Origin of the sequence: Novosphingobium sp. PhB57 (assembly GCF_004342985.1) — a bacterium.
GTDB lineage: Bacteria > Pseudomonadota > Alphaproteobacteria > Sphingomonadales > Sphingomonadaceae > Novosphingobium.
The window spans coordinates 396,366-423,137 of the sequence record NZ_SMBO01000005.1; the positions used below are offsets into that span (position 1 = coordinate 396,366).

The window sequence follows — 26,772 nt, forward strand, 5'->3', positions numbered from 1 at the left end:
GGGCGCTCCGCCGGTCTAGACCGATACCGCGCTCGCCACCCGGCCCGCGGCGCCGAACACGCCGAGATAGCGCGCTATCTCGGCCGGATCGCCAGTGGCCTTGGCGGGATTGTCCGAGAGCTTCACCGCCGGGCGCCCATTGGCCGACACGACCTTGCAGACCAGCGAGATCGGATCGAGATCGTCCGTTTCGAACGGCGCGCAGCCGCGGAAGTCATTGGTGAGGTTGGTGCCCCAGCCGAAGCTCATGCGCACGCGGCCGTGGAAATGGCGATAAGTCGCCTCGATGCTGTCGATATCCATCCCGTCGGAGAAGATCAGCAGCTTGGTCCTGGGATCGCGGCCCTTTTCCTGCCACCAGCGAATGATCTGCTCGCCGCCCTCGATCGGCGGGGCGCTGTCCGGGCGGAAGCCGGTCCAGTCCGCCACCCAGTCCGGCGCGCGTTCGAGGAAGGCGGCGGTGCCGAAGGCATCGGGAAGCACCACGCGCAAGTTCCCGCCGTAATGGTCGCTCCAGTCCTTGAGCACGCGGTAGGGCGCCTGCCGCAGTTCCTCGTCGCCATCGGCCAGCGCGGCCAGCACCATCGGCAATTCGTGAGCATTGGTGCCGATCGCTTCGAGGTCCGCGTCCATCGCCAGAAGCACGTTGGACGAGCCGATGAAGCGGCTGCCGAGCCCTTCCTTCAGGGCCTCCACGCACCAGCGCTGCCACAGGAACCCGTGCCGGCGCCGGGTGCCGAAATCCGAGAGCACGAGGTCGGGAAGCTGGGCCAGGCGCTCCACTTTCTCCCACAACTTGGCCTTGGCGCGGGCGTAGAGCACGTCGAGCGCGAAACGGCCGCGGTCCTTCAGCGCCGCGCGCGAGCGCAGTTCGTTGACGATGGCGAGCGCGGGGATCTCCCACATCATCGTGTGCGTCCACGGACCTTCGAAGCGCAGCTCGTACTGGCCGTCCACGCGGCGCAGGTCGTATTCGGGAAGGCGGAAATCGGCGAGCCAGGCGATGAAATCCGGGCTGAACATCTGCGCCTTGCCGTAGAAGCTGTTGCCCGCCAGCCAGATCAGCTCCTTCTTGCCGAACCGCAGGCCGCGCGCATGATCGAGCTGTGCGCGCAACTCGGCTTCGTCGATCACTTCGGCCAGGCGCACCGTTTTGGAGCGGTTGATCAGCTCGAACGTCGCCTGGACATCGGGATAGAGATGCCGGACCATCTGCAGCATCAACAGCTTGTAGAAGTCCGTATCGAGCAGGCTGCGCACGATCGGATCGAGCCGCCAGTTGTGATTGTAAGTGCGGGTTGCAATATCCGTGTAGACCATGAGCCATTCTTAGGACGTTCTCACGCGATGACAAACCTTGGCACGATCGCGCTTTCGGCAATGCCGCTTCCGGTTTCCGGCACGCGGCGCTTCGTCGTGGTGGTGGACATGCAGGGAGACTTCGTGCGCGCCTCGGGCGCCTTGCCGGTTCCAGGCGCCGAAGCGATCGTGGCGCCGATGCAGGAATGGCTGGCGGCGCTCGATCCCGCGACCACGGCGGGCGTGCTCCTGACCTTCGACACGCACAGTCCCGAAATCTACGCCGTCTCGCCCGAGAGCGCGCAGTTCCCGATCCACTGCCTGCGCGGCACGCCGGGATGGGACAGCGTTCTGGACGCAGACGCCATCGCGCCGTCGATCCCGGTCTATTCCCTTGAAAAAGGCGTGTTCGACATGTGGGCCGAGCCGGGCCTCCGCTTGATTCGCCTGAATGGCGAGGGAACCGAGGCGACCGGAAACCGGGACGAGGCGATCGACCGCGACGGCTTTTTGGCCGGCCTGGCTGCAGAGGGCGTGGCCGATGTCACCGTGGTGGGCGTGGCTGCGGATTTCTGCGTGAAGTGGGCCGCGGAAGGCCTGCTCGCCCGCGGTTTCCGCGTGGAACTGCCTGCCGCCCTGACGCGGGGCATTGCCATGGAAGCCGAAGCGGTGGCGGCGCAGCTGGCCCCCTCACGGGACCGCGCCTCGGCCAGTTAGGCGCGAAACGCCGGCCACCGGCTACTGGCCAACGGGACGTCAGCTATGCAGGACGAAGGGTATTTCCACCAGGCCGCGCACCATGACTGCCGCGCCGTCGCGGCGGGTGGGCGACCATTTCCAGTGACGCACCGCCGATAGCGCGGCCCGGTCGAGCCGATCGAAGCCGCTGCTGCGCGATACCGAGATGTCGGCAACTCTGCCGTCCATGCCCAGGACCACCAGCAGGACCACCGTGCCCTGCTCGCGATTGCGGCGCGAATCGACCGGATAGCGCGGCGGATCGGCGGCGATCATCTTGGACGAGAGATCGCCGGCATTCTCCACGCGCGGCGGCGCCGAAACGGCGACGGCGGCAGCCGGCGGGGCGGGCGGTCCCGGTACGGCCACCGGCAGGACCGGCGGCGCGGGCGAAGTGGTGATCGTGGCCGGGGCGGCGCTCAGCACCAGCGGCGGCGGGGGCGCGACCACGGGCGAGGCGGTCTGCACCACATGCTTCACCGGCTGCGGCGAGGGCCTGGGCGGCGGCGGAGCCGGCGGGCGGGGCTGCTCCAGCTGGGCGACGACCAGCCGTGGGCGCGCCTTCTGGTGGCCATGGACGACATTGAGCGCCAGCATGGCCGCGATCATCCCGCCGACGATCGCCGTGGCGCCGAGCATGGCGACCAGGTTCGGTCGCTGGTCCTCGCCATAGCGCGCACCCTGTGCGGCGGCCTGTGCCGGATGCGACCAGCCGGTGGCCATGCCCGCCGCGTCGCGCGGCAGCGCGCCGGCAAGGCGGGTCTGCGCCCGGGGTGCGAGGTCCGGGGAACGGCCCGGCTCCGGGGCAAGCGGATCCGCGTGATCTAAGGTTGCGTACATAGTCTGGCGCTGCCCCCCTCGAAGCCGCCTCGTCATTCGGGCTAATGCGAGGCATTCGCATAGCTGAGTCGGCGGTCGCCGTCGAGCACGAATCCATCGCGCCCCGGCGATCCGGTGGACGCGGGGTGCCTCTCGGGGTTTTGTGAACTCACCGGATCGGCGCGCCGCTGCCTTCAAGGGAGGGAAGGACGCGCCGCGTCAGATCTCCAGCTGGCTGCCCAGTTCGATCACGCGGTTGGTGGGCAGCTTGAAGAATTCCATCGCGCTCTGGGCGTTGCGCACCATCGAGGCGAAGAGTTTCTCCCGCCAGATCGCCATGCCGGGGCGGCTCGACGGGATCAGCGTCTGGCGCGAGAGGAAGTAGCTGGTCTCCATCGGTTTGAACGGCCCTCCCGCCCGGTTCTCGGCGGCGAGGGCGGCGGGAATGTCGGCCTCGTCCATGAAGCCGTAGCGCAGGACCATGCGGTAGAAACCGGCGCCCATGTCCTCCACTTCGCAGCGGTCTTCCGGCGCGACATGAGGCACGCCGCGGTTGGCGACGGTCAGGATCACCACGCGGTCATGCAGGATGTGGTTGTGCTTCAGGTTGTGGAGCAGCCCCGGCGGCACGCCCTCGACGGTGGAGGCCAGGAACACCGAGGTTCCCGCCACGCGCCGCACGCGTTCTCCCACGGATTTCAGGAAGGCCTCGATGGGGATCGAATCCTCGTGCATCCGCTCGCGCACCAGCCGCCGCCCGGTGGCCCAGGTGGTGAGCAAAGTGAACACCACGGCCGCCACCAGCAGCGGGAACCAGCCGCCGTCGGGAATCTTCGTCGCAGTCGAGGCGAAGTAGAGCCCGTCGATGAACAGGAAGCCCAGGGTCACGGCTCCGGCCAGCAGCGGGTGCCATTTCCACACGGTGAAGGTCAGGACGCCCAGCAGGCAGGCGGAAATGAGCATCGTTCCGGTCACCGCGATGCCATAGGCCGCCGCCAGATTGCCCGAGCTGCGGAAGCCGAACACCAGCAGGATCACCATGCCCAGCAGGCCCCAGTTCACCAGCGGCACGTAGATCTGCCCCGCCGCCTTGGCGCTCGTGTGCATGATCTTCAGGCGCGGCAGGAAGCCGAGCTGCACGGCCTGGTGCGAGACCGAGAACGCGCCCGAGATCACGGCCTGGCTGGCGATGATCGTGGCCATCGTGGCCAGCGCCACCAGCGGCAGGCGCGCCCAGTCCGGCGCCATGAAGAAGAACGGATTGCGGATCGCCTCGGGATTGCGCAGCACTAGCGAGGCCTGCCCCAGGTAATTGAGCAGGAGGCACGGAAAGGCCACGTAGAGCCACGAGATCGAGATCGCCTTGCGGCCGAAATGGCCCATGTCGGCATAGAGCGCCTCGGCCCCGGTCACGGCCAGCACCACCGAGCCAAGGGCCAGGAAGGCGAGCTTCGGGTTGACCATGAAGAATTCGAGCGCGTGATGCGGGCTCAGCGCGGACAGCACTTCGGGGGCCTGGAGGATGGAATGGATGCCCAGCCCGGCCAGCACCAGGAAGTAGACGATCATGATCGGCCCGAACAGCTTGCCCATGGCCGCCGTGCCGTGGGACTGGACCGAGAACAGCCCGATCAGGATCACCACGGCGATCGGCAGCACGAATTCGGCGAAGCGCGGGTTCACCACCGTCAGCCCCTCCACCGCCGAAAGCACGGACATGGCGGGGGTGATGATGGCATCGCCGTAGAACAGCGCCGTGGCCATCACGCCCAGCATGGCGATCACCGGCGTCCAGCGGTTCTTGCCCAGGGTGCGCCCGATCAGCGCCAGCAGCGCCAGGCTGCCGCCCTCGCCATTGTTGTCGGCCCGCAGGATGATCAGCACGTACTTGACCGTGACGATCAGCATCATCGTCCAGAACATCAGCGAGATCACGCCGAACATGTGCAGGCGGTCCACCACCAGCGGGTGATGGCCGATGAAGCTTTCCTTGAGGGCATAGAGCGGCGACGTGCCGATATCGCCGAAGACGACACCGATGGCGCCGATCGACAGTGCCGTGAGGCTCTCATTGGGGGCGTGATGCCCGGAAGACTCGCTCATGCAACGGGCGCCTAGTCTCACGCGCACCAAGGCGCCACGACCTTTATGGATTCTTTATGTGCGGGGCGCAATTCCCCGTGGAAGCTTAACGCCTTGCAGGGCCACCTTGCTCCCACATTGTCCCGTCGGAGCCGTTTCATGCCTGCCCAGCGCCGTTTCATGCCGGTTCGCCCGCTTCTGCGCCGCCTGCGCAGCGGCGAGCGCTGCTGGCCCGCCGCGATCGCAGCCCGCCTTGCCGCTCTGGCCCTGCTGGCCGGATTCTGGCGGCTGGCGCTGGCGGAGCGCCGCCTTGCGCTTACCCCTCGGCCTCACCCCGCCACCCCGCTGGACCTGCTTTTCTGCGCGGCCATGGTGGCGCTCCTGCTCGGCGGGCTGGTCCTGGGCATCGCCGGGGACGGGCTGCTGCGCGAGGTCGCCCTGCCCGGCCCGTTCTCGGCGCGAGGGGACTTTGCCACCGGGCGATGACGGCCCCTCTCGACAGGGCGGGCGCTCTCGGCGCACAAGCGCGGCCGTGACAGATCCCTCGGCCATTCCCCCGACCGCGCCGCCCGGCGATCGGCTGCTCGTGGCCGTCAGCGAGCAGCCCGGCGCGCTCGATCTCATCCGCGCCGCGCGCCGCATGGCCGAGGCGCTGGACGCGCCGTGGAGCGCCGTCCACATCGAGACCCCGCGCAGCGCCCGCTACAGCGATGCCGAGAACGCAGCCCTGGCCGAAGCGCTTCATCTGGCCGCCCAGCTCGGCGCCCAGGTGGCAAGCCTTCCCGCCGAATCCGTGCTGGACGGGCTGGAGCGCTTCGCTGCCGATGCCCATGCCACCCAGGTCGTCATCGGCAAGTCCCGCCGCTCGCGCTGGTTCGAGCTGCGCCACGGTTCGATCGTCGACCGCCTCGTGCGCCGCGCGCCGGGGCTGGCGGTGCACGTCCTGCCGCTGGCAGCGCCGCCGCGGAGGGCCCACAGCCGGCGGGCCGCCGCAAGGAAGGCGGACCTCGCCGCACGATGGGGCAGCCGGACCGGCTATCTCGTGGCTTTCGGCCTCACTGCCCTGGTGACCTTGCTGGGCACGGAAATCCTGCGCACCGGAAATATCTCCGACCTCGGCCTGCTTTACCTGCTGCCGGTCATGGTCGCGGCCACCCGCTATGGCTTGCGCACCGGCATCGCCACCGGGCTGGTCTGCTCGATCGCCTACAATTTCTTCTTCATCCCGCCCACCCATACCCTGACCATCGACGACCCGCGCAATATCCTGACCGTGCTGGTCCTGCTCGGCGTGGCGGTGGTCAGCAGCCAGCTTGCCGCGCGGGTTCGCGCCCATGCCCTTCAGGCCCAGGCGAGCGCCGCGCAGAACGGCGCGCTCGCCGGTTTCGCGCGATTGCTGACGGGAATCCGCACGGTGGACGAACTGGGCCGCGTGCTCTGCGCCGAGATCGGGCGCCTGCTCGACGGCAATGCCGTGCTGCTCATGCCCGGCGAGGAAGGGCAGGCCCGCGCGCTCACCCGCCGCTGGAGCTGGTCGCCCGAATCGCAAGCCGCGCCGCCGCAGCTCGAAACGCTGGACCTGGCCGCCGCGAACTGGGCCTTCGAGCACGATGCCCCGGCCGGGCGCGGTTCCGACACGCTCACCGCCTCCGAATGGCTGTTTCACCCGGTGGCGGCGGGCGGCGCGGCCCTGGGCGTGTTCGGCCTCTCGCGCAGCGACGCGCGCGAGCCGGTTCGCTCGGACCGGCTGCCGCTGCTGCTCAGCCTGCTCGACCAGGCGGCGCTGGCGCTGGAGCGCATCGAACTGGAAGCCCGCATGGCCGAGCTTTCGCAGGCGCGTGAGCGCGACCGCCTGCGCCATGCCCTGCTGTCCTCGGTCAGCCACGACTTGCGCACGCCGCTCACCACGATCATCGGCACGCTGGCCGCCTTGCGCAGCACCGATGCCGAACAGGAACGGCAGATGGCCGCCGCGCGCGGAGAGGCGGAGCGCCTGCACCGCTTCGTCGCCAACCTTCTGGACATGGCCCGGATCGAATCCGGCGCGCTCCAGGGCAAAGTCGAGCCGGTGGACCTTGACGAAGCGGTCGCGGAGGCGCTCCACGCCATGCGCGCCCTGCTCGGCCGTCATCCGGTGGAAACCGCGGTCTCCGCCGATGCGCCGATGGTGCTGGTCGATCCCAACCTGCTCCACCAGTGCCTCACCAACCTGATCGAGAACGCGGCCAAATACGGCGACCCGCAAGGCCCGATCACCGTGGCCGCGCAGCGCCGGGGCGGCGGGCTGGAGCTGACCGTCTCCGACCACGGCCCCGGCATCCCGGCGGGCGCGGAAGAACGGATCTTCGAGACCTTCACCCGGATCGAAGGATCCGACCGCAAGGGCGGCACCGGCCTCGGCCTTGCCATCGTGCGCGGCTTCGCGCTTGCCATGGGGCTGCAGGTCTCGGCCGCCAACCGGACCGACGGCACGCCCGGCGCCTGTTTCACCATCCGCTTCGATGCGGACCACCTCAAGGAGTGGCCGCTATGAAGCCCCCCCTATGAAACCCAACGTGACCATCCTCGTCGTCGATGACGAACCCGCGATCCGCCGCCTCCTGCGCGCCGGCCTGGCCCGCGCAGGCTATGCCGTGGTCGAGGCCGCCAACGCGCGCGAGGCGCTGAACGCCATGGCCATAGACAAGCCGGAAGTCGTGCTGCTGGACCTGGGCCTGCCGGACCGCGACGGGCTGGAACTGATCCCCGCGATCAAGCTGCAGGCCGCGATCATCGTCATTTCCGCGCGCGATGCCACGGACCAGAAGGTCGCCGCGCTGGATCTCGGCGCGGACGATTACGTTTCCAAGCCGTTCGACAGCGATGAAGTGCTCGCGCGCATCCGCACTGCCCTGCGCCACCGCCTGCCCGCGCCGACGCAGGACGGCCCCGTGCGGCGGGGCGACGTGGAGATCGACCTGCTTGCCCGCACGGTCCGCAAGGGCGGAGCGGAAGTCCACCTGACGCCCAAGGAATACGGCTTCCTCTCGGAGCTGGCCTGCCATCCGGGGCGCGTCATCACCCATGCCCAGTTGCTGCGCGCAGTCTGGGGGCCGGGGCACGAAAGCGATGTCGAATACTTGCGCGTCGCCGCGCGCGGCGTGCGCCGCAAGCTGGAGGACGACCCCGCGCGGCCGACGATGCTCCGCAACGAACCCGGCGTGGGCTATCGCCTGGTTGGGCTGGAATAGCGCCGGGCGCGCCGGGCGTCCGGCGTCACGCCGCTTCGCGAAGGGCCTCGGCCTGCCCGCGAAGCCGGGCCGCGCGCAAGGGCGAAAAGCCTGCATAGCGTCCCGGCCGCAGCCAGAGCGCGGTCACCACGCCCATGCCGATGGCGCTCGTGGCGGACCACATCAGCTTGTCGAGCGGCAGGAAGGCCGAGGAGGCCGCCAGGATCGCGAAGTCGATGAGGATCTGGCTGCGCCCGATGTTCCAGCCGCGCCGCTGCTGCAGCCAGACGGTGACGATGCCCACGCCGCCCACGCCCGCCCCGTGGCGCACCACGGCCAGCGTCCCCATGCCCAGCAGCGTGCCCGCGCCCACCGCGGCGGCGAAGGGGTCCTTCACCTCGATCGTCAGGGCATGTTCGGACAGCACCGAGGCCAGGGCGATGCCGCCGCTCGCGGCAATCGTGCGCAAGGTGAACAGCGAACCCATGGCCCGCAGCGCCAGGAACAGGAAAGGCACGTTGAGCGCCGCGAACAGCAGGCCCGGCGGCAGCGGCGCGAAATGCCCGACCAGCAGGGCCAGCCCCGCCATGCCGCCCGTCACCAGTCCCGCCGAATGGAGGATCGTCAGCCCCAGCCCGATGAGCAGGCTGCCCACCGCGATTGCGTAGATATCCTCGATGCGTCCGTGGCGGATGGCGTTCATGGCGAAAGGGGTTGTCTCCGGATGATTCGCGCGCCGTTTATGCACTTGCGAAGGCGCTGTCGAGGCTTGTCGAAACCCGGGAATATTCGCACTTTTCCATGGCCTTCGGCGCAAGGAACGGGAGCGCCGGAGGGCCGTTGAAACGCCGATTGTTTCGCACCTGCGAAATGGCCGGGACACATTCGCGCTCGCGGCGGGGGCATGCTTGCGCTAGCCTGCGGCCTCCAACCCCCAGCACCGACAGAGCATGTCCGACAAGCCCCGACTCAAGCTGCAGGCCCGCCTCTATTGCGGGGAAGAGATTGCCATGGGGCCGGGCAAGGCCGATCTGCTGGAGTCGATCGAGCGGGAAGGCTCGATCTCGGCCGCGGCGCGGGCCATGGGCATGAGCTATCGCCGCGCCTGGCTGCTCGTCGATGCAATGAACCGGTGCTGGAGCGAACCTCTGGTCGAGGCGGTGGCGGGCGGCAGCCACGAGCGCGGGGCGCGGATCACGGAGACCGGACGCACGGTGCTCGCGCAGTTTCGCGGCCTGCAGTCGCGCATGGCCGCGTTGGACGGGTCCGAGGAATATGCCGCGCTGGAACGCGCCTTGCGCAGCCTGCCGCTGCCGCCCAAGGGTGACGGCGCGGCTTAGGGCAGCCGCGTCACCAGCAGCGGCAGGCGCGAGGCGGCATTGCCGGAAACCTGGATCAGGTACGTGCCGGGCTGGAGCGTGAAGTCCACCATCTTGCGGATCCCCGAGCAGTCCGGTCCATGGCCGTGCGCGGTCGAGGTCATGACAGTACCGTCGCCCACTTTCGCCCCGGCCTTCACCACGTCGATCCAGGCGGCCGACCCCAGCGCCACGCGGTAGCTACCGGGATCCTTGACGCCGAACGTATAGAGCCCGCCGAAGCTGACCGAACCGCCCGGCTTTTCGGGACGCTGGGCATAGCGCATCTCGCTGGTAGGACGCAGGCCGCCTTCCACCGCCTTGCCCAGTTCCAGCTTCGCACCGGAGAGCGAGCGGGTGTCACGCGCGGCCAGCAGCGGCTTGCGCTTGTTCCAGCTGGCCATTTCGGGCGGCAGGTCCACCGGGTCCGACGAACAGGCCATCGGCGTGGGCACGCGCTCCGGTGCCGGAGAGCTGGAAGGCGCCGTGGGCGCTCCGACCGGCGATTGCATGGGGAAGCGGTCCGGCGTGACCTGTTCCGTGGGGGTCGGGGCGGTCGCCTGCGCCGAAGCCATGTTCAGCGGCGCGATCATGGCGAGCATCAGCGCCGGTCCATAAGGCAGGTAGTGCCGGATCATCGTGCAAACACCTCTTTCGCAACTGCTTTTCATAATCGCCCTCAACTCTGCGCCGAGCGATATAGCCGATCGCGCGGCGTGCGACAGGCCGAAAAATCCACAACGCCCGGCCGCGCCTGGCGGTTGCCGCCCGGCTGTTTTCGCGAATCACGGCGCGCGGAAAACGGACAAAAAAAAGGCCGGTCCGAAGACCAGCCCTTGGAAAGTTTTTGGGAGAGGATGCCTGAAAGGCCCGTCCTATCTGGATGAGAATCGGGATTTCGGCAAATGAGGAAATGAAACCTGCTGTTGCGTTCCGCGCAACTCGCACGCAATTCCGGCATTTTTCCGTGGCGGATCGCCGGGCAATCTGCGCGAACCCTTGCACTTTCCTCAATGCCGAAACGGGGCTTCATTAAGGCTTCGCGCGCGGCGGAGAGGGCGGAAGCCCGCGATAAACCAAGGGTTTTGCTTTAATGGCCAGGCCGCGTCGGCGTCGGATCCGGCCGCAGACCCCAGCCCGGCAATCGTTTCAGGCAGTCGCACGAACCGCAAGTTTCGCAGCGGGTGTCAGACCGCACCGAATGCCGCTCAGAAATGCGCCAGATAGCCGCCGTCCACACCGAGCACCTGCCCGGTGACGTAACTGGCGGCATCCGAGGCCAGGAAAACCACCGGCCCCACCACTTCCTCGGGCCGCCCCCAGCGGCCGAGCGAGGTGCGGCGGGCAAGGTGCGCGGCCACTTCGGGGTCGGCGACCATGGCCGCATTGGCCTCCGTGGCGAAATAGCCGGGCGCCACGGCATTGACGGTGATGCCGCGCGGACCGAGTTCCGCCGCCAGCGCGCGCGTCATGGCGTCCAGCCCGCCCTTGGCCATGGTATAGGCGGCGTCGCCGGAGCGGGCGATCTGCCCGGCGATGGAGGTGATGTTGATGATCCGCCCGCCCGCGCCCATGCCCGGCGCCAGCAGGCGGGCCAGGTCGAAAGGCGCGACGAGGTTGACCTCCAGCATCATCCGCACGGCGTCGCGGTCAAGCGCCTCCATCGGCCTGCGGTCGCGGCGACCGGCATTGTTGACGAGAACGTCGATTCTCCCCAACCCCTCCAGCGCGGCGCGGGCGGCATCGCCATCCGCCAGGTCGAAAGCTGCGGTTGCCGCCGCGCCGCCGGCATCGGCGATCTCCTGCCGCAGGCTTTCGAGCGTCGCGATGGCCCGGCCGTGCAGCACGACGCGCGCCCCCGCCCGCGACAGGCCAAGCGCGATCTCACGCCCGAAACCGCCGCCGGCGCCGGTCACGAGGGCCGAGCGCCCTTCCAGCGGGAAGGCTCGGGAAAGGCCGGGACTCGCAGGCGCAGCGCCGGGGGAATGGGAAAAAGACGTCATGATCCTCCGTTACAATCGCGGCTCTTTCGGAACCAGCCCTCTCCTTGCGGGGTAAGGGTGCGCCCGTGGACGTGGCGCAAAGCCGCTGCAAACCGTTGAATCCGCGAGGATAGAGCCCCGAAAACGCCTCGCCCCGAAATCCCTGCCATTGGCCGCAATAGAAAACCTTGCGCTTGACCCTCCTTTCTCAACCAAATAACTAGACAAGCACACCGCACGGCATCGGATGACTAGGCCGATCGTGCATATCCAGGGTTTCTTGGTCCGCGGCATTTGATGGGAAGCAGCTTGCTCCGCGTTACCAACCGCTAAAGCGCGCGATGCTCAGGCGACAGCGCCAGGCGTCGTGTTCCCCTCACGCCAACGATGAGGTGATACGATGCAGACCATGACTCCGCGCGGCTGACGCGCAACGGCCATGACCCCGCGCGCCTGACGCGCATCACGGGCTGACCAGCGGGAATTCACAGGACCAGCCGACCACGGCGGCCCCCGGAAACCCGCGTCCTTCACAGCAGACCCACGCGCCCGGCGCCGGAACCATGCGGTTCCGCGTGGAGGGATCGTGCGTCCCCGATCCGGTTTTTCCGGGCCTCGACGCAGGCTCCGGCCGTCCTCTGGCGCCCTGAACACGGGCCGACCCGGGCATGGCCGCCTGCCGCGAACCCAACCGCTTCAAATCCGCAGAAATTCACGCCCGACGACAGATCGGCGCGCACTCATGACAACAGGGATCCAGTTGAATGTTTCGCAGTTTCGTCACCGCCACCAGTCCGCTTGCGCTCACGGTTTCGCTGCTGGCCGCACCGGCTTTCGCCAACGAATCCGGAGCAGCGGAGACGGCGCCCGCCAGCGCCGCGCCTGAAGCCGCCGCTCTCGATACCGCAGCAGAGGCGAACAGCGGCGAGGCCATCGTCGTCACCGCATCGCGCCGCCGCGACGAGAACGTGCAGGAGGTGCCGGTCGCCATCAGCGTGATCAGCGCCGCCACCCTGGAAAAGCGCGGAGACTATACGCTCGGCTCCATTTCGCAGCAGGTGCCCAGCCTTCAGGTCATCACCTACAACGCGCGCAACACCAACATCAACATTCGCGGCCTCGGCTCCAACATCTCGCTCACCAACGACGGGCTGGAGAACGGCGTCGGCTTCTACATCGACAATGTCTACTACGGCCGCGTCGGCCTGGCGCAGTTCGACCTTGTCGACCTTCAGGGCATCGAAGTGCTGCGCGGCCCCCAGGGCACGCTGTTCGGCAAGAACACGACCTCGGGCGTGATCAACGTCACTTCCCGGAAACCGACGTTCGATCCCGAACTCACGGCCGAGGCGAGCATCGGCAATTACGGCTTCTATCAGTTCCGCGCCTCCGGCTCTGCAGGGATCTTCAAGGACCTGCTGGCGGTGCGCCTTTCGGGTGCGATCAGCGAGAACGACGGGTTCCTCTGGAACAAGACCACCAACCGCCGCGCGCAGGACTACCTGAACAAGTCCATCCGCGGGCAACTGCTGTTCACGCCCGACCCGGACTTCGAAGTCCGCATCATCGGCGACTATGCCAAGCAGAAGCAGAACCACGTCCTCAACGTCTTCGCCGGCCTGCACACCACGTACACGGACGGTACCACCATCGCCAACAACTGGGCACAGCGCGCCGCGCGGTTCCCCGGCTATACCCTGCCCAGCTTCGACGCCTTCGACCGCGTGGGCGAGGCGGACAGCCACTACCAGTCCAACATGGCCGGCTACGGCGTTTCGGGCGAGGTCAACTGGAACCTCGGCAATGCCGCGCTGACCGCGATCACCGCCTATCGCTGGTGGGACTGGAACCCCGCCAACGACGGGGACAGCACTTCGCTGCCGATCGTCACCAAGGCCCAGCAGGCCAACCGCCAGCGCCAGTTCAGCCAGGAAATCCGCCTGGCCTCCAAGGGCGGCGGCAGCTTCGACTATGTGATCGGCGCCTATTACTTCTGGCAGATCGTGCGCGGCTACGGCGCCTCGCGCTATGGCCCGGCCGCGGCCCTGTGGAACCTGCCGGCCGCCAACCAGACGATCGCCAATGCGGCGCTGGACGGTTTCGAATCCAATTCCACCTCCATCCCGGAAACCAAGACCATCGCCGTCTTCGGCCAGACCGACTGGCACATCAACGATGCCCTGACGCTCACCACCGGCCTGCGCTTCACGCATGAGAAGAAGGAAGGCGCCTACGCCCAGTACTGGGTCGACGGTGCCGACATCTCCGGCTTCACCGCCGCGCAGCAGGCGGCGATCAACGCCATCCGCACCCAGTTCAACCCGGTGACCAGCTATGCCACCAGCTTCACCAACAACAGCCTTTCCGGCCTGGTCACGCTGAACTGGAAGGTCGCGCCGGACATCAACGTCTACGGGACCTATTCGCGCGGCAACAAGTCGGGCGGGCTCAACTTGTCCGTCCTGCCTGCCGGCGTCGATCCCGACGTGAAGCCGGAGAAAGTCGACGCCTTCGAACTGGGCTTCAAGTCCCAGTTCCTCGATCGCCGCGCCACCTTCAACGCCGCCGCGTTCTGGACCGAGATCAGCGACTACCAGACCACCATCACCGACCTGCCGGTGGGCGCCGTGGTGGGCCGCCAATATATCTCGAACATTCCCAAGGTCCGTTCGCGCGGCCTGGAAGGCGAACTGGCGGTGGCGGCCACTGACAACCTCAGCTTCAACGCCTCGGCGACTTATACCGACGCCACTTACATCACTTACAAGAACGCCCCGCAGGCCTTCGAACGGCAGAACCAGGGCGCGATCCAGGACCTTTCCGGCGAGCGCCTGCCCGGCGTGCCCAAGTTCGCCTGGACCATCGGCGCGGACTTCAGCACCGCGCTCGGCGATCTCGGCGGCAAGGAACTGGGGCTCTATGCCCATGCCGACTACGCCTACCGCAGCAATTTCAACACGTCGGCCTCGAACTCGGCCTGGGCGCAGATCCCCGGCTTCGGCCTGGCCAACGGCCGCATCGGACTGAGGACGGACGACGGCCTCTGGGACTTCTCGATCTGGGCCAAGAACCTGTTCGACAAGAACTACTACGTCAGCCTCAGCGCCGCCAACACCGGCGCGGTCACTGCCCAGCTGGGCGAACCGCGCACGTTCGGCGCCACCCTTCGCACCAAGCTCTGATCCCGCTCCCAACCAGGAGGCGCCAGCCATGATCCACGAGAGATTTCCTTCATCGCCGCCACGACAGGAACGACTTGATGGCTGGCGCCTCCTGCGCTTCACCGCCATGTCCGTGCCGATCTACGCCGCCGCGCAGCCGGTCATGGCCTTCGTGCCGGCCATCCTCTCGCGTCACTATGCCATTCCGCTGGCGGGGCTGGGGCTGGTCTACCTGATCGGCCAGGTGGTGAACTCGCTGCTGGACCCGGTGATCGGCGCGCTGAGCGACCGTACCGTCAGCCGTTTCGGGCGCAGGCGGCCGTGGATCGCGGCCGGCGGGCTGCTGTTCATCGTGGGCAGCACCATGCTGTTCTTCCCGCCCGAGGGCGCCAGCCTCACCTGGGTGGGGATCGGCGTGCTCTGCTATTACACCGGGGCCTCCGCCACCCAGACCACCTTGCTGGCCTGGTCCGGCGAGATCAGCGGCGACTACGACCAGCGCACGCGGATCGCCTCGCAGTTCACGCTGCTGTCCTCCGCGGCGCTGGTGCTGACCCTGCTGCTGCCCGCCCTGGCCGACCAGTTCCGGCCGGACGACGGCCCGCTGCGCCTGACCCTGTTCGGCACCCTGGTGCTGGTCACCGCCGTGCCCGGCCTGCTGCTCACACTGACCGCCGTGCCCGACCACAGCGCGCCTTCGGGCGCGGAACCATTCGTGCTGCGCAAGACGCTGAAGGCGGTCTTCGGCAATCCCCTGCTGCTGCGCGTCCTGGCCGCGGACGCCGCGGTCACGGCCGGACAGGGCGTGCGTACCGCGCTGCTGCTGTTCATCGTCACCATCTATTTCCAGCGCCCGGAATGGGCCGCCGGGTTCTTCCTGCTCCAGTACTCCTTCGGCGTGCTGGCCGGGCCGATCTGGCGCCGCATCGGCCTGCGCCTCGGCAAGAGCCGCGCCGCCGTGCTGGCGGAGCTGACCCAGGCGGCCATCAACTTCGGCCTCGTCTTCCTCACGCCCGACCGTTTCGGCCTGATGATGGCGCTCGCCGTGGCGCAGGGCCTCTCGCAAGGCTCGGGCAACCTCATGCTGCGCTCGATGGTGGCAGACGTGGCCGACCTCCACCGCGCCGAGACCGGCGAGGACCGCGTGGGGCTCTACTATTCGGTGTTCAGCGTCTCGATGAAGCTGGGCGGCGCCTTGGCTTTCGGGATCGCCCTGCCGCTGGTCACGGCCTTCGGCTTCGACCCCAAGGCCGCCGCCAACACGCCCCAGGCGCTCGATGCCCTGCTGCTGGTCTTCGCGCTCGGCCCGGCGCTGGCCCACACCCTGGCCGCCGCGCTGGTGGCGGGCTTCCCGCTCGACGCCGGCCGCCACGCCGAAATCCGCCGCCAGATCCAGGCGCGCGAGGACGTCTACGCCGCCGCCGCCGTCCCTGCCGAATGACCTTCCCGACCCCTGTTTTCACGAAGCCCGTTCCCCGTTTTCACGAAGAAGGAGTAACTGCCATGACTTCGATTGCCACTTACGCCAATGCCAAGGATCCCGCCTCCCCGCTCGACGTGGCGCCGATCACCGGCACCATCGGCGCCGAGATCCGGGGCGTGACGCTCTCCGGCGATCTCGACGGCCCGACCGTGCAGGCCATCAAGGACGCGCTCGTCCGCCACAAGGTGATCTTCTTCCGCGGCCAGCACGAACTGGACGACCAGCGCCACGAGGCTTTCGCCTCGCTGTTCGGCGAGCCGGTCGCTCACCCGACCGTGCCGGTGGCCGAAGGATCGCGCTACCTGCTCGAACTCGACAGCAAGGAAGGCTACGCCGCCTCCAGCTGGCATACCGACGTGACCTTCACCGATGCCTATCCGGCCGGCTCGATCCTGCGCGCGATCACCATTCCCGAAGCGGGCGGGGACACCGTCTGGGCCAATACCGAGACTGCCTACGAAGGCCTGCCGGAAAGCCTGCGCCAGCTGGTGAACACGCTCTGGGCGGTCCACTCGAACGACTACGACTATGCCGCCGTGCTGGGCAATGCGCCGAAGGATGACGAGGCCGCCCAGAATCGCACGCAGTTCCAGAAGAACATCTTCGCCTCGACCGTCTACGAGACCGAGCACCCGCTGGTTCGCGTCCATCCGGTCTCGGGCCAGCGCAGCCTGCTGCTCGGCCATTTCGTGAAGCGCATCGCCGGGCTGAACCAGGCGGATTCGGCGCGGATCTTCTCGATCCTTCAGGAACACATCACGCGTCCCGAGAACGTCGTGCGCTGGCGCTGGCAGCCGGGCGACGTGGCGTTCTGGGACAACCAGGCGACCCAGCACCGCGCCGTGGCCGACTTCGGCCTCCAGCGCCGCACCCTGCGCCGCGCGACGATCGCCGGCACGGTGCCGGTCGCCATCGACGGACGCCAGAGCCGCACGACCCGGAAGGAAAAGGCCACCACTTACGAACCGGCCTGATCCCTCACACCCTGTACGGGCCGTTGACTGCCCGCGCCGCGCGCTTCCGCCGCGGCGCGGGATTTTTCCAAGGACATATCGATGAAATCCAAGCGTTTCGCTTTCGCCGCCGCTTTCGGCGCAGCCCTGCTCGCCACCACCGTAACCCCGGCGATGGCGCAAACCGCTCCGGCGCCGTCCGGTCCTGCGGGCCAGGTTCCCGCGCAAGCCCGCCCGAACTTCCTGGTCATCATCGCCGACGACCTCGGCTTTTCCGATGTCGGCGCCTTCGGCAGCGAGATCGCCACCCCCAACCTCGACCGGCTGGCGCTGGACGGGCTGCGGCTGACGGGCTTCCACACCGCGCCCACTTGCTCGCCCACGCGCTCGATGCTGCTGTCTGGCACGGACAACCACCGCGCCGGGCTGGGCAGCATGGCGGAACTCACCGCCCCCAACCAGAAGGGCAAGCCCGGCTATGAAGGCTATCTCAGCCGCGATGTCGCCAGCCTGGCCGAGCGCCTGTCCGCGGGCGGCTATCGCACGCTGCTTTCGGGCAAGTGGCACCTGGGCCTGACCCCGGACCTCGATCCCCATGCGCGCGGCTTCCAGCACAGCTTCGCGCTGCTGCAGGGCGGCGCCAACCACTATGGCCGCGACCAGTCCGCCGAACCCGGCAAGGGCGCGACCTATACCCGCGACGGCAAGGTCCTGGCCTCGCTCGACAAGGATTTCTACTCGTCGGATGCCTATGCCACGAACCTGATCGCGGAACTGCAGCAGAGCCGCCGCGAGAGCCCCGACAAGCCGTTCTTCGCCTATCTCGCCTTCACCGCGCCGCACTGGCCGCTCCAGGCGCCCGCCGAAGACGTCGCGCGCCAGAGCGGCAAGTACGACCTGGGCTTCGACGAGATCCGCAGCCGCCGCCTCGCCCGGCAGGAGCAGCTCGGGATCCTGGCCAAGGGTACGGCCGCGCACAGCGTGCGCGCCCCGCGCGGCGGCTGGGATTCGCTGTCGGCGGCCGACAAGCGCGAAGCCGCACGCGACATGGAGATCTATGCCGCCATGGTCGAGCGCATGGACCGCAATGTCGGCCGCGTGATCGAGGAACTGCGCGCCAGCGGCGAACTCGACAATACCGTGATCGTGTTCCTGGCCGACAACGGCGCGGAGGGCCTCGATTATCGCACGACCGGCGCGAAAATGCTCGGCAGCCGGGTTGCCGAGGCGGACAACAGCTTCGCCAATCGCGGCAAGGCGAACTCCTACATCACGTACGGCCCGGAATGGGCGCAGGCCGGCACCGCGCCCTCGTGGCTGACCAAGGCCTATGCCTCGGAAGGCGGCACCCGCACCGTGGCCTTCGTCCATGCCAGGGGGCTGGCCCACGCGCGGGGCGTAGGCAGCGCCTATGTCAGCGTGGCCGACATCGCGCCGACCCTGCTCGACTATGCGGGCGTGCCCGCCGCCGGCACCACGTTCCAGGGCCGCACCGTCCTGCCGATCACCGGCAAGAGCGCGCGTCCCTGGCTGGAGGGCAAGGCCGCCGCGGTCTACGCCGCCGACGAGCCGCTGGGCACCGAACTGTTCGGCAGCCGCGCCTTGCGCAAGGGCGACTGGAAAGTGACCGACATCGGCGACGGCCAGTGGCGGCTCTTCGACATCGCCCGCGACCCCGGCGAAACCCGCGACCTCTCCGCCGCAAACCCGGACAAGCTGCGCGAACTGACGGCCGCCTGGGACGATTATGCCAAGGCCAATGGCGTGATCCTGCCCACCGAGGCGCTCTACCGCCCCTGAGCCGCCCCGCGCAGGAGGGGGCGGGACGGATCGCCGTCCCCTCCTGCGCGCTCCCTCTCCTGCTCTCCCCCCTCACCGTGACGCGCGCGGCGAAGCGATCCCCGGCGCGGGGGCGGGAGAGACTTGCCCCGGCTCCCCGGCGGCCAACGAGAAAGATCAGGCTTTTCAACGGGCCGCGCCCGGCAATATGGGTGCCGCGCCATACCCCCGATGGGCCACGCGCTGGCCCTTTTGTTGAATCGCTCCCGCGCCATGCGCTGGCTACGCTGCACCTGCTCAAAGCCACGAGAGGTCGCATGCGTTCTGAATCGCCGCTTCGCGCGCTCTTCGTCATCAATTCGCTCGCCGGCGGCGGGGCAGAGCGCGTGTTCACCACCCTGGTGGACCAGCTCAGCCGCCGCCCGGACGAAATCGCCATCACCGTCGCCCTGCTCGATAACGAGGCGGAAGAGGCCTACCGCCTGCCCGCCGGCGTCGCGGTGGAGCGCCTCGACGCGCGCGGCGGGCTGCTGCGCAGCATCACCCAGACCCGCAAGCTGGTGCGGCGGCTGCGGCCGGACGTGACGCTCTCGTTCCTCTCACGCGCCAATGTCGCCGCGATCGTCGCCATGCGCCGCACCGGCGGCGCGGCGATCATCAGCGAGCGGGTAAACACCACCGCCCACCTCCGGAGCGGCCGTCTCGCCTTCCTCAGCCGCCTCCTGATCCGCAACACCTACCCTACCGCCCGGCGCATCATCGCTGTCTCCGAAGGCGTCGCCCGCACGCTGGAGAGCGACTTCGACGTGGAGCCGCAGCGCATCTCGGTGATCTACAACCCGGTGGACACCGCGCATATCCACGCGCTGGCCGCGCAGGAACCGGCCATCCCGGTCACCGCGCGGGACTTCGTGACGATGGGCCGGCTGGTGGACAACAAGAACACCGCCATGGCCATCCGCGCGTTGGCGGAAATAGGGACGGCAACGGGGGCGGGGGCCGAAGCGGGATCCGGCAACCTGATCGTGCTGGGCGAAGGCCCCTTGCGGGAAGACCTGATCCGGCTGGCGGCCGGGCTGGGCCTGGCCGATCGCGTGCATTTCCCGGGCTTCCTCGCCAATCCCTACGCGGTGCTGGCGCGGGCGGGTTGCTACCTGCTCACGTCCTATGCCGAAGGTTTTCCCAATGCCATGATGGAGGCCATGGCGGTCGGCCTGCCCGTCGTCGCCACCGACTGCCCTTCGGGACCGGCGGAAATCCTGGAGGTCGAGCTGGACGGCGCGCGTTCGGTCATGGGCCATGGCGGCGCTCTCGTGGCGCCCGACGATCATGCCGCCATGGCGCGCTGCATGGCCGAGATGATGGGGCCGCGCCACGCGGAGCTGTCGGCCGCGGCCGCCCGGCGCGCCGCCGCCTTCTCGGTGGAAAGCGCGGTCGAGCGGTTCCGGACGGCGCTGATGGAGGCCGCCCCGGCGCCTGCCGCAAGGCAGGCACAGGCGGTGCGGCCATGAAAGTCTGCGTTACCGGCCTGCGCGGCATCCCCGGCGTCATGGGCGGGGTGGAAACCCACTGCGAGGAACTCCTGCCCCGCATCGCCGCCATGGAGCCCGAGATCGAGATCGAGGTCTGCTGCCGCGCGCCCTATGTCGATCCGGCGATCACCAGTTTCCGCCACGTCGCGCTGAAGCCGCTCTATTCCCCCACCGGCCGCATCAGCGAGGCGCTTGTCTCGACGTTCGTGGGCATCGTCCACGCGCGCCTTCACGGCGCCGACGCCGTGCATATCCACGCGGTCGGCCCGGCGCTGCTGGCGCCTTTCGCCCGCCTGCTCGGCCTGCGCGTGCTGCTGACTCACCACGGCGCCGACTACGACCGCGAGAAATGGGGCCGCGGCGCCAAGCTCATGCTCAAGCTGGGCGAGTGGCTGGGCGTGCAGTCGGCCGACCGCGTGGTCTGCGTCTCGCCCTCGCTCGCCGCCCGCATGCGCGAGCGCTACCCGGCGCGGGCCGAGCGCGTGGAGTTCATTCCCAACGGCGTCAGCACGATGCCCCCCTCGCCCCAGAGCGACGAGGACGTGCTGGCCGAACTGGACCTGCGCGCGCAGGACTATGTCCTCTGCGTGGCGCGGCTGGTGCCGGAAAAGGGCATCCACTACCTGGTGGAGGCCTTCCGCCGCAGCGGAGACGGTCTCGGCAGGGACGGTTCTGGCAGGGATGGGCGCATCCTGGTGATCGCCGGGGCGGGCCGCAAGGACGATCGCTATGCGCAGGACCTGCTCGCCATGGCGGAGCCGCGCATCCGCTTCCTGGGCATGGTGCCGCGCCCCCGGCTGGGCGTGCTGCTGCGCAATACCGCGCTTTTCGTGCTGCCCTCCTTCCATGAAGGCCTGCCCATCGCCGCGCTGGAGGCGCTGGCCTGCGGCTGCCCGGTCCTGCTCAGCGACATCCAGCCCAACCTCGACCTCGGCCTGCCCGCCGACCGCTACTTCCCGGTCGGGGATGTCAACGCCCTCGCCGCGCGTCTCGGCGCGGAAGACCGGCCGCAAACCGGCCCGCAGGACGGGGAAAGCACGGGCGATCGCCAGCCCGAGACATTGCCCGATACCCTGCCCGAAACATTGCTCGACTGGGACGAAGTGGCCCGGCGCACGGCCGCCGCCTACCGCAAGCTCAAGACCCGCAAGTGGCTCAGCCATGCCCTTACCCCTGCAAGCTGAGGCCCTCCCGCCGATCCCGGCGCGGACCGGCGCCACGGCCGAAGCGCCCCTAGACCGCGACCGGAGCACGCCATGCTGGCACTGACATCGGGCAGCCCGCCCATCCCGATCTTCCTGCTCCTGCCCACGATGATGCTCTACTGCGTGCTCGTGGTGGTGCTGTGCCTGCAGGTGCGCGCTTCGGCGCGGTTCCTGATCGTGGCTTTCGCGATGCGCCTGGCGATGTCCGCGATGCCGCGCTTCGCCTTTTCCTCCAGCCCGGCGGGACTGAGCTGGAACGCGCTGGCCTCGGTGGTGCTGGTGGGCGTGGGCGCGCTGCTGCTCCTGCGCAGCCGCGCCGTGCCGCTGATCCTGGCGCCGATCGCGCCGCTGCTCATGGTGATCGCCATGAGCGCCGTGCTTAACGGCGAGATTTCCGGCTCGGTCGAGAGCCTGGTGAAATACGCCTATCTCGCGATCATCGCCCTCACCGCCTACGACGCCTTCGTGATCGACGGCGCAGGCAAAGTGCTGCTGCGGCTGCTGTTCACGTTCCTGCTTCCCCTGATGCTCCAGGGCTTCAGCATCGTGCTGGGCATCGCCAAGGCCACCGAAAGCGATGGCTCCACGTCCTACATCGGCGGCTACAACCACGAGGCCAGCTTCTCGATCATCCTCCTGACGGGGCTGCTCACCGCGATCCTCAACCCGCGGCTGCGCGCGCTCTACAAGCTGGGGATCGCCGTCGTCTGCCTGGGCGGGATCCTGGCCGCCAACTACCGCACCGCCATCATCACCGCCGGACCGCTGATGCTGGGCCTGTTCATCGCCGCGATCGTGGGCGGGGTCCGCCCCAGCCAGAGGCCGATCGCCGGCATCCTGGGCTGGCTGCTGGTGCTCTCGGCCGTGCCGATCGTACCGATCGTCGCCGGGGACCGCTTCGATGCGGTCAAGACCGTGTGGGACAACCCGGCCATCATCATGAAGGCCCCGGCCGACTTCAGCCGCGCCGACACCCAGGTCCTCTCGGGCCGCCTGCTGCTCTGGAGCCAGTACATCACCGCCTGGGATGCCGGCACGCCGCGCCAGCACATGCTGGGCTTCGGCGCCAATGCCTGGGAAGGCCGCTATCGCTATTATGCCCATAACACCCTGGTCTCCACGCTTTACGAGCTGGGCGTCCTGGGGGTGGCGGCCATGCTGCTGCTCTGGAGCTGGATGGTGTTCCTGGCCGCCACGGCGCGCACACCCGCGCGGTTCACGCTGGTGATGGCGCATCTCGGGTTCTTCCTGCTCAACATGGCGACGATGCCGTTCTGGATGATCGAGGGCCTGCTGTTCTACGGCCTGCTCTGCGGTTTCACGGTTCACGCCAACCTTCAGGGCCGCGCTGCGAAACGGTCCGTCGCAAATCCCGCAGCGCTCCGCCCCGTTTGAGGACATTTCGCCCGCCCCGCCAGTTGTGCTTCAAGTTCGCCTGGGCAAGTAGCCCAAAAGAACTAAGCCATACGGATGAGACTATTCGTCATGGTCCTGTCAATAAAACGCGATCAAGCGCCTAAGTCCTTGGGGAAGCACATGTTTCGAACACTTGGCCTCGTCCTGCCGATGCTGGCGATGGGCCCATCCAACGGGGGTGCGCCCGCCGCACTCAGCAGCCTGACCGCCTCGCCGCTGGCCATGGCCCAGGCAACCGCCACTACCGCCGCCACCACTTTCACCATGCCGTCCATCGCCGCCCCGCAAGTCAGCAGCGCCGCCTGCAAGGCCGCCTCGACCTTGCGCATGACCGCCACCACGCCCGGAATCTCGAAGCTCTGCGTCGTGGACGGCAACATCCTGGTCAACGGCAAGGACGCCAGCGGCTTCGTGATGCGGGACATCAAGTCCCAGCGCTACGGCCCGCTCATGCGCGGCAGCAATGTACAGGACCTGCAGGTCCAGCGCGTTTCCGACACCGAGGCGCGCGCCGACGCCACCCTCGGCCTCGGCCTCGTCAACGTCAGCAACGGCATCGGCAAGGCGAGCTTCCACGACCTCGTCTGGATCGGCGACAAGGCCCATCCGGCCATCAACAGCGACGACGCCTGGGCCGCCATCGCCCTCAAGGGCAAGGACGCGGATGACGTCGGAACCTTTGAAATCAACAACTTCGACTTCCAGAATCTATTCATGAATTCAGGAAGCTATTACCAGAACGTGGACGGCATCTCGACCGAGGGCGGCTATTCCGGCACGATCACCAATGGCCGCGTGATCAACGCCAGCGATGCCTGCCTGGACATCAAGGGCAATGTGCGGGCGGACAACGTCTACCTCTCCGGCTGTCGCCAGGGCATCAAGGCCTGGACCAACCAGAGCCACGGCCTGATCGAACTGGGCACCAACCGCTTCGTCGGCATCATCGGCAAGGGCAGCAAGGGCGTGACCCGCACGATCACCATCGACGTGCTGATCGCCTCGGGAGACCCCAACGTGCCCCTGTTCCGCGCCGAGGACGGCGTGGTCAACCTGCATATCCGCCGCCTGATCGCCAAGCCGGGCCAGGTTCTGAGCGCATCCGGCAGCTTTTCCGGCTCCAAGGTGACGATCGACCAGCGGATGGCGATCTGACCGACCGAACAGGCCCGTCGAACCGGCCGGAGCGCCGGTCGGCGGGCTGTTTTCGAAGGCTGGCGGCCCAAGGTCCGCTGGCGCTCCTTGCGCGCATAGCCGCCCTGGCGCCCCAGGCCAGGCGGTCCGGCGCGGCGCCGGCATCCATGCAGGCAGCCCCCAAGCCACTTGCACAAGCGCGAAAGGCCCGGCGCCCGGCCCGGGCGCCGGCTCCACTCGCACGAGGTAGTGGTGCCTGAGATTTCGAATTACTACCTGTTTCTCATGGATTTCCAATGGCAAAGGCTCGCAGAATAAGTCCGCGAATTTCCTCGATTCTCGAGAGGTAGGCGACTTGCACGTGGCTCCCAACAAGCTGGATCCCTCCGTAGCGCGCAGGGTGGGGTTGACCGACCCCGCCCCAGGCAGCGCTGCTTCCGCCTCCGGGTCTGGCCCCGACGGGGGCAAGCTCATCGACCTGTCCTGGCTGGCAACGCTGGCCTGGCGGCACAAGTGGGCCATGCTCATCGCCATTCTCGCGGTGCTGGCGGCCACGGCCACGGCCTATCTCTTCGCGGTCAAGAAATACGACGCCAGCGTCGTGCTGGCGCTGGACCGGGGCGACCAGCAACTGGTCCGCACGGCGCAGACCAACAAGGATACCATCGTCGATTCCCCGGCGGTGGACACCGAAGTGCAGGTCCTGCTCTCGCCCGAAGTGGCGGCGGCCGCCGTGCACAACGCGCGGCTCAACACCAATCCCGCGTTCCTGGCCGCCTCGGCGCCCAACGCCCCCGGCCCCCTGACCGAGGCCGCCGCCGCCAATATTCTGCGCTCCAACCTCACGGTCGGCCGCCAGGGGCTGTCCTACGCGATCAACCTCGGCTACCGCTCGCGCGATCCCAAGGTCTCCGCGATGGTCGCCAACACCGTGGCCGACGCTTACGTCAGCGGCCAGGTGCAAGGCGAGCAGAGCGCGCGCAGCCAGGACATCAACATGCTGCGCAGCCGGCTCGACCAGCTGCGCGGAGACGTGATCAAGGCCGAGGCCGCCGTCGCCTCCTACCGCGCCAGCGCCGATCTCGTGGCCGTCAGCAACGACAGCACGATCGCGCAGCAGGAGCTTTCCACGCTCAACACCGAACTGGCCTCGGCCAAGGCCGAACTCGCCGCTTCCCAGGGCCGCGCCAGGGCCAATGCGGGCGAGAACGGCACCGCCGTCAACAACAGCCCGGTGATCCGCGACTTGCGCACCGAAGTCTCGACGCTGGAGGTCAAGCTGGCCGAGCAGTCCTCCACGCTCGGGCCGAACCACCCCGATCGCGTCAGGACCGAAGCCCAGCTCGCCACTGCCCGCCAGGCGCTGCGCCGCGAAGTGGCCCGTGCCGCCTCGGGCGTCAGCTCCGACGTGGGCGTGGACAGCCAGCGCGTGGGCGCCCTGCAATCCGCCATCGGCGGCGCCAAGGGCCGCCTGCTCGCGGGCAACAACGCCTCCGTGCGCCTCAACGAACTGGAGCGCGTGGCCGAAAGTTCGCGCCAGCTCTACCAGACCTTCCTCGACCGCTACCGCGTGGAACTGGCCACGCGCGGCACCGAAAAGAGCAAGGCGCAAGTCATCGCCCGCGCCCAGGTGCCCACCAAGCCCTCCTCGCCCGACCTGCTGGTCTACATGCTGGGCGGCGGCATTGCCGGCGTGATCGCCGCGGTCCTGCTGGCGCTGGCCCTGGAATGGCGCGAACGCGGCATCCGCACCCGCGCCGAAGCCGAAGAGCTGACCGGCTACGAAGTGGTCAGCAGCCTGCCCGACATCGCCACCATGGACGAACCCGACTTCCGCAAGGACGACGCCCTGGGCGTGCCGGACTTCCTGGTGAGCCACCGGGATTCGCCCTTCGCGGAATCGGTGCGCGCGATCTGGACGGCGCTGAAGATCGGGCACAAGGGGCAGGTCGCCCGCTCGGTGGGGGTCACCTCTTCGATCCCCGGAGAGGGCAAGACCAGCACCGCCATCGCCCTGGCTCGCTCCGCCGCCATGGCCGGCCGCCGCACCCTGCTGATCGACTGCGACGTGCGCCGCATGGGCACCACCATCGCGCTGGGCCTGCGCGGCCGCCCCGGCCTGGCCGAAGTGCTGACCGGCGAGGCGCGGGTGGAAGACGTGCTGGTGCTGGACGAACCCTCGGGCGCGCATGTCCTCCCGCTGAATTCCACGGCCGAAACGCCGCTGGACATCATCCACTCGGACGCCACCGCCACCCTGTTCGACCGGTTCCGACAGGAATACGACCTTGTCGTGCTGGACATCGCGCCGGTCATCCCGGTGGCCGAGGCCCGCGCGCTGGCGGCCATGGCGGACGTCACCCTGATGATCCTGCGCTGGCGCTCCACCCAGCGCAACGTGCTGAAGACTGCCCTGCGCGAACTCGACCGCGCCGGCGCCAATATCTACGGCCTGCTGCTCACCCAGGTGGACACGCGCTCCTCGGCCGTGCTGGGCGAGGAAATGGCCTATTATCAATATTACTACGCGCGCGGCACCAGCTGAGCAGGCGCGGAATTCCCGTCGTCCCTGCCGGATCAGGCCGACCGGATCGGGGGCGACGGGGCCGCATTGGCTCCTTG

21 protein-coding genes are annotated in these 26,772 nt (G+C 68.4%); 14 read left to right on the forward strand and 7 right to left on the reverse strand.

The window, feature by feature from the left end; translation table 11 throughout:
- Positions 1 to 15: 15 nt before the first annotated feature.
- The gene (gene pncB / locus EDF58_RS17065; RefSeq protein WP_132267715.1) at positions 16 to 1,320 is read right to left on the reverse strand and encodes a nicotinate phosphoribosyltransferase; all 1,305 of its coding nucleotides are present in this window, start codon (positions 1,318 to 1,320) and stop codon (positions 16 to 18) included.
- Between the two features lie 27 nt (positions 1,321 to 1,347).
- On the opposite strand from pncB, the gene EDF58_RS17070 reads away from it, so the two are divergent.
- Positions 1,348 to 2,016 carry an isochorismatase family cysteine hydrolase gene (locus EDF58_RS17070; protein ID WP_243654322.1) on the forward strand — a complete coding sequence of 223 codons (669 nt, stop codon included), beginning with the start codon at positions 1,348 to 1,350 and terminating at the stop codon, positions 2,014 to 2,016.
- A gap of 39 nt (positions 2,017 to 2,055) precedes the next feature.
- On the opposite strand, the gene EDF58_RS17075 is transcribed toward EDF58_RS17070, so the two are convergent.
- Both EDF58_RS17075 and EDF58_RS17080 read right to left on the reverse strand, forming a co-directional pair.
- Positions 2,056 to 2,877, reverse strand: coding sequence for an energy transducer TonB (locus EDF58_RS17075; protein WP_243654323.1), 822 nt, complete (start codon positions 2,875 to 2,877; stop codon positions 2,056 to 2,058).
- Between the two features lie 198 nt (positions 2,878 to 3,075).
- Entirely contained in the window at positions 3,076 to 4,959 is a 1,884-nt protein-coding gene (locus EDF58_RS17080) for a potassium transporter Kup (RefSeq protein ID WP_132267717.1), read from the reverse strand.
- A 138-nt stretch (positions 4,960 to 5,097) separates the two neighbouring features.
- Between EDF58_RS17080 and EDF58_RS26375 the strand changes: the two genes are divergently transcribed.
- The 3 genes from EDF58_RS26375 to EDF58_RS17090 are packed head-to-tail and all read left to right on the forward strand — an operon-like array spanning position 5,098 to position 8,168.
- Positions 5,098 to 5,424 (forward strand): hypothetical protein, encoded by a 327-nt coding sequence (locus tag EDF58_RS26375; protein ID WP_243654324.1) that lies wholly within the window; start codon positions 5,098 to 5,100, stop codon positions 5,422 to 5,424.
- 46 nt (positions 5,425 to 5,470) lie between these two features.
- A complete protein-coding gene (locus tag EDF58_RS17085) occupies positions 5,471 to 7,471 on the forward strand; it encodes a DUF4118 domain-containing protein (protein ID WP_243654325.1) in 2,001 nt (666 codons plus the stop codon).
- A gap of 10 nt (positions 7,472 to 7,481) precedes the next feature.
- Positions 7,482 to 8,168 (forward strand): response regulator transcription factor, encoded by a 687-nt coding sequence (locus EDF58_RS17090; RefSeq protein WP_132267720.1) that lies wholly within the window; start codon positions 7,482 to 7,484, stop codon positions 8,166 to 8,168.
- 25 nt (positions 8,169 to 8,193) lie between these two features.
- On the opposite strand, the gene EDF58_RS17095 is transcribed toward EDF58_RS17090, so the two are convergent.
- Positions 8,194 to 8,850 carry a YitT family protein gene (locus EDF58_RS17095; RefSeq protein ID WP_132267721.1) on the reverse strand — a complete coding sequence of 219 codons (657 nt, stop codon included), beginning with the start codon at positions 8,848 to 8,850 and terminating at the stop codon, positions 8,194 to 8,196.
- Between the two features lie 247 nt (positions 8,851 to 9,097).
- On the opposite strand from EDF58_RS17095, the gene EDF58_RS17100 reads away from it, so the two are divergent.
- Positions 9,098 to 9,487: a LysR family transcriptional regulator gene (locus EDF58_RS17100; protein ID WP_132267723.1), complete on the forward strand. Its 390-nt coding sequence runs from the start codon at positions 9,098 to 9,100 to the stop codon at positions 9,485 to 9,487.
- Here EDF58_RS17100 and EDF58_RS26380 read toward each other — a convergent pair.
- The 3 genes from EDF58_RS26380 to EDF58_RS17115 form a co-directional block, all read right to left on the reverse strand.
- The gene (locus EDF58_RS26380) at positions 9,484 to 10,143 is read right to left on the reverse strand and encodes a homogentisate 1,2-dioxygenase (protein ID WP_243654326.1); all 660 of its coding nucleotides are present in this window, start codon (positions 10,141 to 10,143) and stop codon (positions 9,484 to 9,486) included. The genes EDF58_RS17100 and EDF58_RS26380 overlap by 4 nt on opposite strands.
- 41 nt (positions 10,144 to 10,184) lie before the next feature.
- Positions 10,185 to 10,538 carry a hypothetical protein gene (locus tag EDF58_RS17110; RefSeq protein WP_132267725.1) on the reverse strand — a complete coding sequence of 118 codons (354 nt, stop codon included), beginning with the start codon at positions 10,536 to 10,538 and terminating at the stop codon, positions 10,185 to 10,187.
- Between the two features lie 175 nt (positions 10,539 to 10,713).
- A complete protein-coding gene (locus tag EDF58_RS17115) occupies positions 10,714 to 11,508 on the reverse strand; it encodes an SDR family oxidoreductase (RefSeq protein ID WP_132267727.1) in 795 nt (264 codons plus the stop codon).
- A gap of 743 nt (positions 11,509 to 12,251) precedes the next feature.
- Here EDF58_RS17115 and EDF58_RS17120 point away from each other — a divergent pair.
- The 9 genes from EDF58_RS17120 to EDF58_RS17160 all read left to right on the forward strand — a co-directional run bounded on the left by EDF58_RS17120 (position 12,252) and on the right by EDF58_RS17160 (position 26,695).
- Positions 12,252 to 14,669, forward strand: coding sequence for a TonB-dependent receptor (locus tag EDF58_RS17120; protein ID WP_132267729.1), 2,418 nt, complete (start codon positions 12,252 to 12,254; stop codon positions 14,667 to 14,669).
- A gap of 28 nt (positions 14,670 to 14,697) precedes the next feature.
- A complete protein-coding gene (locus EDF58_RS17125; protein WP_132267730.1) occupies positions 14,698 to 16,089 on the forward strand; it encodes an MFS transporter in 1,392 nt (463 codons plus the stop codon).
- 62 nt (positions 16,090 to 16,151) lie between these two features.
- Complete coding sequence (locus tag EDF58_RS17130; protein WP_132267732.1) at positions 16,152 to 17,105, forward strand: TauD/TfdA family dioxygenase; 954 nt, start codon at positions 16,152 to 16,154, stop codon at positions 17,103 to 17,105.
- A gap of 81 nt (positions 17,106 to 17,186) precedes the next feature.
- Positions 17,187 to 18,884, forward strand: a complete 1,698-nt coding sequence (locus tag EDF58_RS17135) for an arylsulfatase (RefSeq protein ID WP_243654327.1) — start codon at positions 17,187 to 17,189, stop codon at positions 18,882 to 18,884.
- A 296-nt stretch (positions 18,885 to 19,180) separates the two neighbouring features.
- Positions 19,181 to 20,374: a glycosyltransferase gene (locus EDF58_RS17140; RefSeq protein ID WP_132267734.1), complete on the forward strand. Its 1,194-nt coding sequence runs from the start codon at positions 19,181 to 19,183 to the stop codon at positions 20,372 to 20,374.
- Entirely contained in the window at positions 20,371 to 21,579 is a 1,209-nt protein-coding gene (locus tag EDF58_RS17145) for a glycosyltransferase family 4 protein (protein ID WP_132267736.1), read from the forward strand. The genes EDF58_RS17140 and EDF58_RS17145 overlap by 4 nt, the downstream gene beginning before the upstream one ends.
- A gap of 72 nt (positions 21,580 to 21,651) precedes the next feature.
- On the forward strand, positions 21,652 to 22,995 hold the full coding sequence (locus EDF58_RS17150; protein WP_132267738.1) for an O-antigen ligase family protein: 1,344 nt from the start codon (positions 21,652 to 21,654) through the stop codon (positions 22,993 to 22,995).
- A 141-nt stretch (positions 22,996 to 23,136) separates the two neighbouring features.
- Complete coding sequence (locus EDF58_RS17155) at positions 23,137 to 24,171, forward strand: hypothetical protein (protein ID WP_132267739.1); 1,035 nt, start codon at positions 23,137 to 23,139, stop codon at positions 24,169 to 24,171.
- Between the two features lie 340 nt (positions 24,172 to 24,511).
- Positions 24,512 to 26,695 (forward strand): AAA family ATPase, encoded by a 2,184-nt coding sequence (locus EDF58_RS17160; protein WP_132267741.1) that lies wholly within the window; start codon positions 24,512 to 24,514, stop codon positions 26,693 to 26,695.
- The last annotated feature ends 77 nt before the right edge of the window (positions 26,696 to 26,772 follow it).